15 protein-coding genes are annotated in these 13320 nt (G+C 54.5%); 3 read left to right on the top strand and 12 right to left on the bottom strand.

Annotated features, from left to right (window positions below):
• The first annotated feature begins 154 nt into the window (after positions 1–154).
• A complete protein-coding gene (gene mltF, locus AWR26_RS06715) occupies positions 155–1714 on the top strand; it encodes a membrane-bound lytic murein transglycosylase MltF (protein WP_007370785.1) in 1560 nt (519 codons plus the stop codon).
• 39 nt (positions 1715–1753) lie between these two features.
• On the opposite strand, the gene tadA is transcribed toward mltF, so the two are convergent.
• On the bottom strand, positions 1754–2239 hold the full coding sequence (gene tadA / locus AWR26_RS06710; RefSeq protein ID WP_405055567.1) for a tRNA adenosine(34) deaminase TadA: 486 nt from the start codon (positions 2237–2239) through the stop codon (positions 1754–1756).
• A gap of 91 nt (positions 2240–2330) precedes the next feature.
• Complete coding sequence (gene yfhb, locus AWR26_RS06705; protein ID WP_043952667.1) at positions 2331–2966, bottom strand: phosphatidylglycerophosphatase C; 636 nt, start codon at positions 2964–2966, stop codon at positions 2331–2333.
• Positions 2967–3325: 359 nt separating this feature from the next.
• On the opposite strand from yfhb, the gene AWR26_RS06700 reads away from it, so the two are divergent.
• Entirely contained in the window at positions 3326–4174 is an 849-nt protein-coding gene (locus AWR26_RS06700) for a MurR/RpiR family transcriptional regulator (RefSeq protein ID WP_007370782.1), read from the top strand.
• Positions 4175–4230: 56 nt separating this feature from the next.
• Positions 4231–4491, top strand: coding sequence for a YfhL family 4Fe-4S dicluster ferredoxin (locus tag AWR26_RS06695; RefSeq protein ID WP_007370781.1), 261 nt, complete (start codon positions 4231–4233; stop codon positions 4489–4491).
• Here the strand turns inward: AWR26_RS06695 and acpS are convergent.
• The 10 genes from acpS to rseA form a co-directional block, all read right to left on the bottom strand.
• Positions 4488–4868 (bottom strand): holo-ACP synthase, encoded by a 381-nt coding sequence (gene acpS / locus AWR26_RS06690; protein WP_064564487.1) that lies wholly within the window; start codon positions 4866–4868, stop codon positions 4488–4490. The genes AWR26_RS06695 and acpS overlap by 4 nt on opposite strands.
• On the bottom strand, positions 4868–5599 hold the full coding sequence (gene pdxJ / locus AWR26_RS06685) for a pyridoxine 5'-phosphate synthase (protein ID WP_064564485.1): 732 nt from the start codon (positions 5597–5599) through the stop codon (positions 4868–4870). The genes acpS and pdxJ overlap by 1 nt, the downstream gene beginning before the upstream one ends.
• Positions 5600–5664: 65 nt before the next feature.
• Positions 5665–6372: a DNA repair protein RecO gene (gene recO, locus AWR26_RS06680; RefSeq protein ID WP_035888212.1), complete on the bottom strand. Its 708-nt coding sequence runs from the start codon at positions 6370–6372 to the stop codon at positions 5665–5667.
• 122 nt (positions 6373–6494) lie between these two features.
• Positions 6495–7406 carry a GTPase Era gene (gene era / locus AWR26_RS06675; RefSeq protein WP_064564483.1) on the bottom strand — a complete coding sequence of 304 codons (912 nt, stop codon included), beginning with the start codon at positions 7404–7406 and terminating at the stop codon, positions 6495–6497.
• Positions 7403–8083, bottom strand: coding sequence for a ribonuclease III (gene rnc / locus AWR26_RS06670; protein ID WP_007370776.1), 681 nt, complete (start codon positions 8081–8083; stop codon positions 7403–7405). The genes era and rnc overlap by 4 nt, the downstream gene beginning before the upstream one ends.
• 212 nt (positions 8084–8295) lie before the next feature.
• Entirely contained in the window at positions 8296–9270 is a 975-nt protein-coding gene (gene lepB / locus AWR26_RS06665; protein ID WP_064564481.1) for a signal peptidase I, read from the bottom strand.
• Between the two features lie 15 nt (positions 9271–9285).
• On the bottom strand, positions 9286–11085 hold the full coding sequence (gene lepA, locus AWR26_RS06660; protein ID WP_043952662.1) for a translation elongation factor 4: 1800 nt from the start codon (positions 11083–11085) through the stop codon (positions 9286–9288).
• A gap of 145 nt (positions 11086–11230) precedes the next feature.
• The gene (gene rseC, locus AWR26_RS06655) at positions 11231–11710 is read right to left on the bottom strand and encodes a SoxR-reducing system protein RseC (protein WP_007370773.1); all 480 of its coding nucleotides are present in this window, start codon (positions 11708–11710) and stop codon (positions 11231–11233) included.
• Positions 11707–12660, bottom strand: coding sequence for a sigma-E factor regulatory protein RseB (gene rseB, locus AWR26_RS06650; protein ID WP_064564479.1), 954 nt, complete (start codon positions 12658–12660; stop codon positions 11707–11709). The genes rseC and rseB overlap by 4 nt, the downstream gene beginning before the upstream one ends.
• Positions 12660–13313 (bottom strand): anti-sigma-E factor RseA, encoded by a 654-nt coding sequence (gene rseA, locus AWR26_RS06645; RefSeq protein ID WP_064564477.1) that lies wholly within the window; start codon positions 13311–13313, stop codon positions 12660–12662. The genes rseB and rseA overlap by 1 nt, the downstream gene beginning before the upstream one ends.
• Positions 13314–13320 lie beyond the last annotated feature (7 nt).

The raw sequence follows: 13320 nt of genomic DNA, 5'->3' as shown, positions 1-13320 counted from the left end.
CGTCTGATTTTTTAACAATAGCTGTCGCCGACTGCTCTAATTAGTTGCCAACTGGCGTTTTGTTGCGCAAAATGCCGCTCAATCACCGACAAACCCTGTTGTAACCACGGTAAAAAATATTCTGAAGCAAAGCACTGCGCAGAGAATTAACTAATTGAAAAAATTTAAGATTAATTATCTGCTCATCGGCATTGTCACCCTGCTGCTGGCAGCGGCCCTGTGGCCTTCCATTCCCTGGTTCGGTAAAGCCGACAATCGCATCGCGGCGATCAAAGCACGCGGGGAATTGCGCATCAGTACGCTTTCCAGTCCGCTGAGCTATGCCGTCATTGACGGGAAAACCAGCGGGCTGGATTACGATCTGGCACAGCATTTTGCCGATTACCTCGGCGTCAAACTGAAAGTGACCGTGCGGCAGAATATCAGCCAGCTTTTCGACGACCTCGATAATGATGACGCCGATATGCTTGCTGCTGGCCTTGTCTATAACAGCGAACGCATCAAAAACTACCAGACCGGCCCGGTCTACTACTCGGTTTCGCAGCAACTGGTTTATCGGGTTGGCAGCTATCGCCCGCGCTCGCTGCAATCGATCACTGCCGATCAGTTAACCATCGCCCCCGGCCACGTTGCGCTGGACGATCTGCGCGAGCTTAAAGAGAAAAAATACCCGGACTTAAGCTGGAAAGTGGACGAAAAACTGGGCACGACGGCGCTGTTAGAACAAGTTGTCGAGGGCAAGCTGAGTTATACCGTGGCCGATTCAGTGGCAATCAGTCTGTTCCAGCGCGTTCATCCGGAACTGGCCGTGGCGCTGGATATCACCGATGAGCAGCCAGTGACCTGGTTCAGCAAGCGCGATGACGACAATACGCTGTCAGCGGCGATGCTCGACTTCTTCAACAATATGAATGAAGACGGCACGCTCGCACGGCTGGAGGAGAAATACCTCGGCCACGGCGACGATTTTGACTATGTGGATACGCGCACTTTCCTGCGTGCAGTGGACAGCGTATTGCCCGACCTTCAGCCGATATTTGAAAAATACGCGCAGGAGATCGACTGGCGGTTGCTGGCAGCCATTTCTTACCAGGAGTCGCACTGGGATTCGCAGGCCACCTCGCCCACCGGCGTGCGCGGTCTGATGATGCTGACCAAAAACACGGCGCAGAGCCTGGGCTTAAGCGATCGAACCGATGCTGAACAAAGCATCAGCGGCGGTGCCCGTTATCTGCTGGATATGATGAGCAAAGTGCCGGATAGCGTGCCACAGGATGAGAAAATCTGGTTTGCGCTGGCGGCCTACAATATGGGCTATGCGCATATGCTTGATGCCCGCGCACTGACGGCGAAAACCAAAGGTAATCCCGATAGCTGGGCCGACGTTAAACAGCGGCTGCCGCTGCTGAGCCAGAAACCTTATTACAGCAAGCTGACTTACGGTTATGCCCGTGGTCATGAAGCTTATGCCTATGTGGAAAATATTCGTAAGTACGAAATTAGCCTGGTGGGTTATCTGCTGGAAAAAGAGAAGGTTGCCGCCAAAGCCCTGCAACTGGCGCAAAGTTATCCGGCAGTTTCGACAGATGAACTTAACCGTCCGGATTACGGTGTGATGCCCTTCAGCGCCCTGACGGCCAACGATGCCTTCCCGCGTAACCCGTTACTGGTGCCCGAAGCGCTGGTAAAAAATCCGCTTAAAGTTAATCGCTAGTTTTTCGATCGGCGTGAATTGCCGGACGGCAGCCTTGCTTTATCGGGCCTGAAGATTTGGCGAGTCCGTTGGCGATTTTTTCAACGCTTTTTTCTCCATCCGGCGCTGGCGGAAAAAGTCGCTCAGCATCGCCGCACACTCGTCGCGCAACACACCCTCTTCCATTTCAATATGGTGATTCATGCCCGGATGATGCAGCACATCCAGCAGCGATCCCGCCGCGCCCGTTTTGGCATCACGCGCGCCAAACACCAGCCGTCCGATGCGGCTATGCACCATCGCACCGGCGCACATCACGCACGGCTCCAGCGTGACATATAACGTGGTATCGATTAGACGATAATTTTGCAGCACCAGCCCGCCCTGGCGTAGCGCCATGATTTCAGCATGAGCGGTCGGATCGTGGCGGCCAATCGGCCGGTTCCAGCCTTCGCCGATCACCTGGTCGTTATAAACCAGTACCGCGCCAACGGGAACTTCGCCCTCATCCCAGGCTCGCTTTGCCAGCGTCAGCGCATAACGCATCCAGTACTCATGATTCAGTTCAGGGTTGGACAAAGGGAAGTACTCCAGTGATTCAGGCGGGGCGCATTATACACAGCGCCCCGGTCAGGCACTACTCCAGTTGTTGCAGCTCACCGCGCGGCGTAACCCGCCAGCGATGCTGGCAGAAATAGAGCAGCGGGTTATCCTGCTTGCTATCGCTATAGCCGCTGTACAGGCGCAGCGGCGTGCCGATTTTACGTTCTAACTGCGCAACCTTTTCATGACCAAGGCAGCGCATTGTTAACACCCAGCCGCCGTTACGCCGTTTGATTTGGCTGGCAATCAGGTTCACGCGCGGCAGCCAGGGCGTATCAAAATAGACTTGCTCCACCAGCGGTTGCGGCGAACCGGTAATCAACCAGATATCCGCATCGGCTGCCGCAAGGTAGTTGGTTAGCCTTGCCTGGACGACCGGAAATGCCGTTACGTGCCCGCGAAACCAGGTGACAAATTTCTGCTGGAGCGCCAGCAAATGGCGCTCGCTGTGACCAAACGTGCATCCCCACAGCAGCAAGCTCATCGGCCAGCGCGCGGCACGCCCTTTGATCAATAATCCGCCGATAATCACCGGCAACAGTGGCAATACCAGTAAGGCATTAAGCGGATGATGGCGCAGTAAATAGCGCAGAAATGTCCCAAACATATCCTGCTGATGCAGTGTGCCATCAAGATCAAAAAAAACGACGCGGCGCTCAGTGGTAGCCAAATGTTATCCCTCTGCCTGGTTTATCCCTGACCGCCAGCCTCCGGTTATGGCGATCGCTCTTTCATAGCCTAACAGATAGATCCTCACATTTCCGGTAACAGCCACCTCTGATAATCAACTGATGCCGTTGATTGCCGGATGCTCTACACTGCCAGCACGCAACCCTCCCCCACAGCCACAATGACGATATCTCTCCTGCGCGCGGTGAGCGGCCTGATCCTGGTCAAAAGCTGGTCATTGATATTTTGTATCAATAGAATTTTTAATTCATAATAATACGCTATTAATGGAATATTAAATTCTTTCGCCCGCTTAGCCGGGTGCAGCCACAGCGGCTGATAATACCTCCCGGAGACGTTATGAACTGTTTGATTCGCATTCGCCAGCGTTACCCTGGCCTGGCGCAGAGCGATAAAAAACTGGCGGAATTTCTGCTGGAAAACCCCGATCGCGCACGCCATTTAAGCTCACAACAGCTGGCAGCCGAAGCGGGCGTCAGCCAGTCGAGCGTGGTGAAATTCGCGCAGAAGATGGATTTTAAAGGTTTCCCGGCGATGAAGCTGGCGATCAGCGAAGCGCTGGCCAGCAATCCGAACCCCTACTCAATTCCGGTGCATAACAAAATTCGCGGCGACGATCCGTTGCGGGTCGTTGGGGAAAAGCTGATCAATGAGTATCAAAGCGCTATGCATGCCTCGCTGGATGTCAACAGTGAAGAGAAGCTGCTGGAAAGCGTACGCCTGCTGCGCGACGCGCGACGCATTATTCTGACGGGGATTGGCGCATCCGGGCTGGTTGCACGCAACTTCGGCTGGAAGCTGATGAAAATCGGCATTAACGCCGTCGTCGAACAGGATATGCACGCCCTGCTGGCAACCGTACAAGCCATGGAGCCGGGCGATCTCCTGCTGCCGGTTTCCTATACCGGTGAACGGCGGGAGATCAATATGGCCGTAGATGAGACGCTGCGCGTGGGCGGTAAAGTTTTGGCAATTACCGGTTTTACGCCTAACGCGCTGCAACAACGCGCGACGCATTGCCTCTATACCATTGCCGAAGAGCAGGCGACGCGCAGCGCGGCGATCTCCTCCACCAGCGCGCAAATGATGCTGACGGATTTACTGTTTATGGCGCTGGTGCAGCAGGATCTGGAGCATGCGCCGGAGCGTATTCGCCACAGCGAAGAGCTGGTAAAAAAACTGGTTTGAACAGGGAATGATCGTATAATGCCCGCCCTGTTCGTGATGTTTCTGAGATTTTCCTGATGGCGCTGTTAATTACCAAAAAATGCATCAATTGCGATATGTGCGAACCGGAATGCCCGAACGAGGCGATTTCGATGGGCGACAGCATTTATGAAATTAACAGCGACCGTTGCACTGAGTGTGTCGGGCACTATGAAACTCCGACCTGCCAGAAAGTGTGCCCGATCCCCAATACAATCCTGAAAGATCCCGCGCATGTGGAAAGCGAAGAACAACTGTGGGACAAATTTGTCCTGATGCACCACGCCGATAAAATCTAGTTCTCGATAATTACCGTCGCACAGGCATAGTGGCGCTCATCCGCCAGCGTCACGTGCATACTGCGCACGCCCATTTTTTCCGCCATACGCTGCGCCTCTTCCCACAAACGCAGGCTCGGCTTGCCCAGCTCGTCATTAAAAACTTCGAACTGATTAAACGCCAGCCCGTTGCGGATCCCCGTGCCCAGCGCCTTCGCTGCCGCTTCTTTCACCGCAAAGCGTTTTGCCAGGAAGCGAACCGGCTGCTGATGCGCCTGATAGATTTCCCACTCATTTGCGCTCAGCACCCGTCTGGCAAGGCGATCGCCGCTACGGGCGATCACCGCTTCGATGCGGGCTATCTCAACGATATCCGTACCAATTCCCAGAATCGCCATTAGCCGCGTGCTTCCAGCATCAGGCGTTTCATTTCGGCCACTGCCTCTTTCAGACCACTCATTACTGCACGGCCGATAATCGCATGGCCGATGTTCAGCTCATGCATCTCTGGCAGTGCAGCAATCGCTTTCACGTTGTGATACGTCAGGCCGTGACCAGCATTCACTTTCAGCCCCAGGCTCGCAGCATAGGTTGCCGCTTTGGCAATGCGTTCAAGTTCTTTTGCCTGTTCCGCATCGGTTTTAGCATCGGCATAGCAACCGGTGTGGATCTCAATATAGGGTGCGCCAACCTCGGCAGCGGCTTTGATCTGCTGATCATCGGCATCGATAAACAGCGAAACAAGGATGCCCGCAGCCGCCAGGCGCTGGCAGGCATCACGCATTTTCTCGCGCTGACCGGCAACATCCAGCCCGCCTTCAGTGGTAACTTCCTGGCGTTTTTCCGGCACCAGGCAGCAGAAGTGCGGCTTAGTTTCGCAAGCAATGCCCAGCATTTCTTCGGTGACCGCCATTTCCAGATTCATGCGCGTATGCAGGGTCTGGCGCAAAATGCGCACGTCGCGGTCGGTAATGTGACGGCGATCCTCACGCAGATGCACGGTGATGCCATCGGCACCCGCCTGCTCGGCAATAAACGCCGCTTGTACCGGATCCGGGTATGCGGTCCCGCGCGCGTTACGCAGGGTGGCAATGTGATCAATATTGACGCCTAACAGTAATTCAGCCATGACAATCCTCGTATTTTTATGGGTTCCGGCGCGGTCTTCGCCCCGCCTGGCCTGTAATTTTTCCGCTATCGTTTGGGAACAAACTGCCGGAATAGCTCACGGCTTTTCAGCGGTTTGCCACCAAGATACGGCTTTAACGCAATGCGGGTAAAGCGCTTTGCCGCGCGCAGAGTGTCGGCATCCGGAAACTCCCGCTCCGCCAACGCGCGCAGATGCCGTCCGGTAAACGTGCTGTTATCGATCACCACGCTGGCGATAAAGCCTTTCTCTTCCCGGTAGCGGTAGGTCATTGCATCATCCACCGGCTCGCCGCTGCCCGCGCAGTGGAGAAAATCCACGCCGTAACCGAGATGGCCAAGCAGCGCCAGTTCAAAGCGGCGCAGGACGGGTTCCGGCGTGCCAGTTGCGCCAGCCAGCGCCTGGATACAGTGCAGATAATCAAAAAAGAGTTCTGAGAAGCGCGTCTCATGCTCCAGCACTCTGGAGATGAGTTCGTTGACGTAGAGACCGCTGTAGAGCGTGATGCCGCTCAGCGGCAGCGCCAGGGATACGGCTTCCGCACTGCGCAGGGTTTTCACTTCGCCGCGCCCGCTAAAGCGAACCAGCAGAGGGGTAAAAGGCTGTAAAGCGCCTTTCAGACTGGAGCGTTTTGAACGTGCGCCTTTAGCGACAAGGCGCACGCGGCCAGACTCTTCCGTGAAGACGTCCAGCATCAGGCTGGTTTCGCTCCAGGGGCGACTATGCAGAACAAATGCGCGCTGCCAGCCTTCCATGATGTTATGTCCGGCGTTCTGATTGCAGATGCACAGGCTGTTCTTGCGCAAACCAGCCGGTAACTTCAAGACTTACGGCCTGGCCGCCTGCCTGCAACCCGAAATTCATCGAGATGGCACGCTTAGAGATCGTCTACATAACCGAGACTGCGCAAAGCGCGCTCGTCATCGGCCCAGCCGGATTTCACCTTCACCCACAGTTCAAGGTGAACTTTGGCTTCGAACATCTCTTCCATATCTTTACGGGCTTCAATACCGATGGTTTTGATTTTGGCGCCTTTATTGCCAATCACCATCTTCTTCTGCCCTTCGCGCTCAACCAGGATCAACCCGTTGATGTCGTAACCGCCGCGTTCATTGGTGACGAACTGTTCGATCTCCACGGTAACCGAGTAAGGCAGCTCAGCGCCGAGGAAACGCATCAGTTTTTCACGGATGATCTCAGAGGCCATAAAGCGCTGGGAACGATCGGTCACGTAATCTTCCGGGAAGTGATGAATCGCTTCCGGCAGATGCTTACGCACGATGCTGGCGATGGTATCGACGTTAGTGCCAGTTTCCGCAGAGAGCGGCACGATATCGAGGAAATTCATCTGGCTTGCCAGGAATTGCAGGTGCGGCAGCAAATCCGCTTTTTCCTGCACGTTGTCAACTTTGTTGACCGCGAGGATCACCGGTACTTTACTGTCACGCAGTTTGTTGAGCACCATTTCGTCGTCCGGCGTCCATTTGGTGCCTTCGACAACAAAAATCACCAGCTCAACATCACCGATGGAACTGCTGGCCGCTTTGTTCATCAACCGGTTAATGGCGCGTTTCTCTTCCATATGCAGCCCGGGGGTATCGACGTAGATTGCCTGATATTCCCCTTCGGTATGGATGCCGACGATGCGGTGACGCGTAGTTTGCGCTTTGCGGGAGGTGATCGAAATCTTCTGCCCAAGCAGCTTGTTCAGCAGGGTGGATTTGCCGACGTTCGGACGCCCGACGATGGCGATAAACCCGCAGTAGCTTTTTTCAGTTTCAGTGCTCATTCCAACTCCAGTTTTTTCAGCGCCTGTTCGGCGGCAGCTTGTTCCGCCTTACGACGGCTGGAACCCGTGCCAACCACCGGTTCACTCAGGCCGCTGACCTGGCAGTGGATAGTAAATTCCTGATCGTGCGCTTCGCCACGCACCTGCACTACCAGATAGGAAGGCAGCGGCAGATGGCGACCCTGCAAAAACTCCTGCAGGCGCGTTTTCGGATCTTTTTGTTTATCGCCAGGACTGATTTCATCCAGACGCGTCTGATACCAGCTCAGGATTAATTGTTCGACGGTCTGGATATTGCTATCGAGGAATACTCCGCCAATTAATGCCTCAACGGTGTCCGCCAGAATAGATTCACGGCGAAAACCGCCGCTTTTCAATTCACCCGGCCCTAAACGCAGACATTCGCCCAGTTCAAATTCGCGGGCGATTTCCGCCAGCGTATTTCCGCGCACCAGCGTCGCACGCATACGGCTCATATCACCTTCATCCACGCGAGGGAAACGGTGATAAAGCGCATTGGCGATCACAAAACTTAAAATAGAGTCGCCGAGAAATTCGAGACGCTCATTATGTTTGCTACTGGCGCTGCGGTGGGTTAATGCCTGCTGCAACAGATCCTGATGTTGAAAAGTGTAGCCCAGCTTCCGCTGAAGCCGATTAATTACGATGGGATTCATGCGATACCAATAAATAAATGCGTCAACAATGCAGCACACGAAACCGACCTGAAAATAAACCAACGCGGTTTCGTGTGCCGTGGCTCTTGTGGGAACCAGTCCTAAACTTCGGGGGAATATTCTATACGCAACGACCGGGGTTGTCGTTAGCCAGATGGGAATAATCTTGGAAATAATTCGGGGCGCAAGCGTAATGATTGCGCCCCGGCTAATTAATGAATTCCGCCGATACGATTCAGGCGTACGCCTGTCGGCCATTCACCTTCTTGTTTCTCGAAGCTCATCCAGATTGCCGTGGCCCGGCCCACCAGATTTTGCTCCGGTACAAAGCCCCAGTAACGGCTGTCCGCGCTGTTGTCGCGGTTATCACCCATCATGAAGTAGTGACCCGGCGGCACAATCCACGTCGCCAGCGGCTGGTTCGACTGGCGATAGTAGATCCCCAGTTGATCCTGCGCGATAGGCACGGTCAGAATGCGGTGCGTCACATCACCCAGCGTCTCTTTACGCTCGGCCAGACGCACGCCGTCATCCATACTCTGCCCTTTCGGCATCTGGTAGAAACCGCTGCTCGCTTCCCCGCCAGTACGACGGCCGAAAGTCTGCACAAAATCGCTCTCTTCCACATTGCTGTAAGTGATCGGCAGCGCGCTGCCGCATGCCTGGCCAGAGCTACAATTCGGCTGCACGGTAACCTGTTTGCTCACCGGATCGTACGTGACTTTATCGCCCGGAAGGCCAACGACGCGCTTGATGTAGTCAAGACGCGGATCGTCCGGGTATTTAAATACGGCAATATCGCCGCGTTTCGGATGACCGGTTTCGATCAGCGTTTTCTGGTAGATCGGATCTTTAATGCCATAGGCGAATTTCTCCACCAGAATAAAATCGCCAATCAGCAGCGTCGGCATCATCGAACCTGACGGGATCTGGAACGGCTCGTAAATAAACGAACGCACGATCAGAACAATCGCCAGCACCGGGAATACAGAAGCGCCCGTTTCCAGCCAGCCCGGTTTCGGGCCGATTTTCTTCAGCGTTTTCGTATCAAGAGCATCACCTGTCGCAGCCTGCGCGGCGGCCTGACGTTCCCGGCGTTTTGGTGCAAAAATAAACTTATCCAGGCACCATAAAATTCCCGTCACCAGCGTCGCGATCACCAGTATCAGGGCAAACATGTTCGCCATGCCAACTCCTTTAGGTTATTTGCTCTCTTTGCCTACGTGCAGAATGGCAAGGAACGCTTCCTGCGGCAGTTCGACGTTACCGACCTGCTTCATACGTTTCTTACCTTCTTTCTGTTTCTGCAGCAGCTTTTTCTTACGGCTGACGTCACCGCCATAGCATTTTGCCAGTACGTTTTTACGCAGCTGTTTCACGGTTGAGCGGGCAATAATGTGGTTGCCAATCGCTGCCTGAATCGCAATATCAAACTGCTGGCGCGGGATCAGCTCTTTCATCTTCTCCACCAGCTCACGGCCACGGTACGGCGCGTTATCGTTGTGGGTGATCAGCGCCAGTGCGTCAACACGCTCGCCGTTAATCAGCACATCCACACGTACCATGTTTGAAGCCTGGAAACGTTTGAAGTTGTAATCCAGCGACGCATAACCGCGCGAGGTTGACTTCAGACGGTCGAAGAAGTCCAGCACCACTTCCGCCATTGGAATTTCATAGGTCAGCGCCACCTGGTTACCGTGGTAAACCATGTTGGTTTGTACGCCGCGTTTTTCGACGCACAGGGTAATGACGTTGCCCAGGTATTCCTGCGGCAGCAGCATATGACATTCGGCGATCGGCTCGCGCAGTTCGTCGATATTGTTCAGCGGCGGCAGCTTGGAAGGGCTATCGACGTAAACCACTTCTTTATTGGTGGTCAGTACTTCGTAGACTACGGTCGGCGCCGTGGTGATCAGATCCAGATCGTATTCACGCTCCAGACGTTCCTGAATGATCTCCATGTGCAGCAGGCCGAGGAAGCCGCAGCGGAAGCCAAAGCCCAGCGCGGTGGAACTTTCCGGCTCATAGAACAGCGAAGCATCGTTCAGACTCAGTTTACCGAGCGCGTCACGGAAGTTTTCATAATCGTCGGAACTGACCGGGAACAGACCCGCATAAACCTGCGGTTTCACCTTTTTAAAGCCTGGCAGCGCTTTGTCTGCCGGGTTACGGGCTGAGGTCAGGGTATCGCCGACCGGTGCGCCGAGAATGTCTTTAATTGCGCAGACCAGCCAGCCTACTTCGCCGCATTTCAGTTCGTTACGGTCAATCTGTTTCGGTGTGAAAATACCGAGGCGATCAGCGTTATAGACCTGCCCGGTGCTCATCACCTTAATTTTGTCGCCTTTGCGCATGGTGCCGTTTTTGATACGCACCAGGGAAACCACGCCGAGGTAGTTATCGAACCAGGAGTCGATGATCAGCGCCTGCAACGGCGCATCCGGATCGCCTTCCGGCGGCGGAATATCGCGCACCAGGCGTTCCAGAACGTCCGGTACGCCGACGCCAGTTTTCGCCGAGCAGCGCACCGCATCGGTAGCATCGATGCCGACGATATCTTCAATCTCTTCCGCAACGCGTTCAGGATCGGCAGCTGGCAGGTCGATCTTGTTCAGTACCGGCACCACTTCGAGATCCATTTCAATGGCGGTATAGCAGTTCGCCAGCGTCTGCGCTTCCACGCCCTGCCCGGCATCTACCACCAGCAGCGCCCCTTCACAGGCGGCCAGCGAGCGAGAAACCTCATAAGAGAAGTCAACGTGACCCGGGGTATCGATAAAGTTGAGCTGGTAGATTTCGCCATTATTGGCTTTGTAATCCAGCGTCACGCTTTGCGCTTTGATAGTAATACCGCGCTCGCGCTCAAGATCCATCGAATCAAGAACCTGGGCTTCCATTTCGCGATCGGAAAGACCACCGCAAATCTGGATGATACGGTCAGACAGCGTCGACTTACCGTGGTCGATGTGAGCGATGATCGAAAAGTTACGAATATTCTTCATAGAGTGAGATTTTATGCCTTACGAGTAGCTAAGAGGCCTGTTCGCGCCTGACGTCAAATGTACTGAAACGCCGCATTCTACACTACAACCACAATGCGGGGAAATGCCAGAAAGTGACGCCATTACCGCAAGGCGAAAAGGGAAATTACGGACGATTTTCAGCAGTTGTGCTATCGACGCGAATCATCTCTGGCGGCAAGCCAACGCTCAGGATCACCGGCTGCCACTCGCTGCGGGTAGCCAGCTTTGGCGACAGCCCGCGCGCGAGTAAAAAGCCGCCAACGCCGCCCAATACCGCGCCGCACAGCGCTGCGATATCGGCAGCAAACAGCGACTGGAAAATAGCGCCCATGGCAAACAGCCCCACCAGTGGCGACATATACACCAGCATTGCGGAGCTCAGCAGGCTGGCTTCAGCAATGCCCAGCTCCACCTTTTGCCCCGCGACCAGCGGTTGTTCGCAAGGAACAGCAATGGTGTGCGTTGTTTGCGGACCCAGTTTATTCAGTACACGGCTGCCGCAACCTGCACGGGAAGCGCAACTGCTACAGGATGCTTTGACATCACATTCGACCAGCGCGTTACCATTTTGCCAGGAAACGACGGTCGCCCACTCTTTAATCATTGTGCGGCCTTGAATTTGAGGCTGTCCGCAATACGTTTTGCGGTTTGCGGTGGCAGTTCGCCGACAACGGTGATTTCCGCGTTATCGCGAACCGTGGTCATCACGGTGCGTCGACCGGTGCGCAGTAACTGCTCGGCGCTATTCTGATTAGCCGGGCTGATGTTAACCGAGAAGCTGAATAACCCATCAGAATAGAGACGCGATTCAACCGGCATCTCAAGCGTTGGCAATTTACGGCGGCTACTGGCGACCTGCTCAAAACCTTGCGGCACCCAGGATGGCATCCAGTTGAAATCTACGTTATCGCCAACCGGTAATGACAGCAACGGCGGCAGACTGGCTTTTGCCAGCGTCTGCATATTACTGGCAACCTGACCATTGACCGAGAATGCGATGACGCGGAACTGCTCAAGGGTTTCGCCATCGCGGTCGAGCAGATCGACGCGCATTGGCAGATGCGTCTCTTCATCCATCCAGACGATATAGCTGTAGCGGGTGCCATCGCGCGCCACAACGCGGATCACTTCGCATAGCCTGTCAGCAATACGCGTACGGCCTACGGAGATGAAGTCATAGTAAGGGGAAAGACGTTTGAAATCGGTATAAACCAGTGACGGCAGCGAATCGACAATATAGTTGCCGTTGAGCGTAAAGGGTTCAAGACCAGGCTCAAAGTAGCTGATCTCACTGCCCCGCTGCACCACTTCCCGACGCGGACCGTCCATCTGCAATAACTGTGCAAGCGGTTGGTCATTCAAACGCACATGACGGTAGCGTAAAGATTCTACTCCCTGCTTATTAATGCTGATAAAAGACAGTTCGTAGTTGAGTGACTGACTCGCCACATTCATTTGCTGTAACAACGCCCCGGATGAAACATCAGCCGAGGCGTTGACAGAGAAGAACAGGCCAGTAGCCACAAAAGACATGGCACACCAAAGTTGCTTCATTACTGCGATTGCGTTCCTAAAGTTTGATTTCCCGGCACCTGTACAGCGGCCTGCTGCGTTTGCGCCTGCTCAAACTGAAGCTGTTCGGAGTGCAGGCGGCGCTGCAGTTCATAATCCTGCAACATCGCATTAATGCGACGACGCTGTTCCTGCACCTGCTGCTGCTGACCGGCGCTTGCCGATGATGCATCAGACGGAACACCCAAACTTACCGGACTGGCTTTACCCATCATCGGCAGCGTATTAAACACTGGCGCTTCGGGCTGTTGGGTTGATTCAGTTGAGCCATTATAGTGCTGGACACCAACAATAACAGCAAGTGATACGCATGCAGCTACGCCCATTTGGGTAAGCTGACTTGCCCACGGGCGAACCTTGTGCCAGAACGGCATCTTCTGCCATTGATGCGGCGCAGGCTGCGCTTCGGGAATCAACGGCGTCGCAGTTTCAACGGCGTCGTTCTCAATCGCGGCCATCACGCGGGCGGAGATATCGAAATGGAGGAGATCGGCCGTATCACCGCGCATAGAGTCGCGAATCAGGTGATAGTTCTCCCAGGTTCTCTGCATTTCAGGATCGCGGGCCAGCTCTGCGAGCAGCTCACTATCCAGCGTTTCACCATCCATTAAAGCGGAAAGTTGTTCTTTCTGCATGCCTAAT

Origin of the sequence: Kosakonia oryzae (assembly GCF_001658025.2) — a bacterium.
Lineage (GTDB): Bacteria > Pseudomonadota > Gammaproteobacteria > Enterobacterales > Enterobacteriaceae > Kosakonia > Kosakonia oryzae.
Note: the sequence above shows the minus strand (reverse complement) of the source record. Positions and strands in the feature narration are given on the sequence as shown.

Bases quoted from the DNA above. Each gene is read 5' to 3' on its own strand.
- tadA (WP_405055567.1), bottom strand. From the start codon at position 2,239: ATGCGTTATGCGCTGACGCTGGCAAAGCGAGCCTGGGATGAGGGCGAA.
- AWR26_RS06700 (WP_007370782.1), top strand. From the start codon at position 3,326: ATGAACTGTTTGATTCGCATTCGCCAGCGTTACCCTGGCCTGGCGCAG.
- AWR26_RS06695 (WP_007370781.1), top strand. From the start codon at position 4,231: ATGGCGCTGTTAATTACCAAAAAATGCATCAATTGCGATATGTGCGAA.
- acpS (WP_064564487.1), bottom strand. From the start codon at position 4,868: ATGGCGATTCTGGGAATTGGTACGGATATCGTTGAGATAGCCCGCATC.
- pdxJ (WP_064564485.1), bottom strand. From the start codon at position 5,599: ATGGCTGAATTACTGTTAGGCGTCAATATTGATCACATTGCCACCCTG.
- recO (WP_035888212.1), bottom strand. From the start codon at position 6,372: ATGGAAGGCTGGCAGCGCGCATTTGTTCTGCATAGTCGCCCCTGGAGC.
- era (WP_064564483.1), bottom strand. From the start codon at position 7,406: ATGAGCACTGAAACTGAAAAAAGCTACTGCGGGTTTATCGCCATCGTC.
- rnc (WP_007370776.1), bottom strand. From the start codon at position 8,083: ATGAATCCCATCGTAATTAATCGGCTTCAGCGGAAGCTGGGCTACACT.
- lepB (WP_064564481.1), bottom strand. From the start codon at position 9,270: ATGGCGAACATGTTTGCCCTGATACTGGTGATCGCGACGCTGGTGACG.
- lepA (WP_043952662.1), bottom strand. From the start codon at position 11,085: ATGAAGAATATTCGTAACTTTTCGATCATCGCTCACATCGACCACGGT.
- rseC (WP_007370773.1), bottom strand. From the start codon at position 11,710: ATGATTAAAGAGTGGGCGACCGTCGTTTCCTGGCAAAATGGTAACGCG.
- rseB (WP_064564479.1), bottom strand. From the start codon at position 12,660: ATGAAGCAACTTTGGTGTGCCATGTCTTTTGTGGCTACTGGCCTGTTC.
- rseA (WP_064564477.1), bottom strand. From the start codon at position 13,313: ATGCAGAAAGAACAACTTTCCGCTTTAATGGATGGTGAAACGCTGGAT.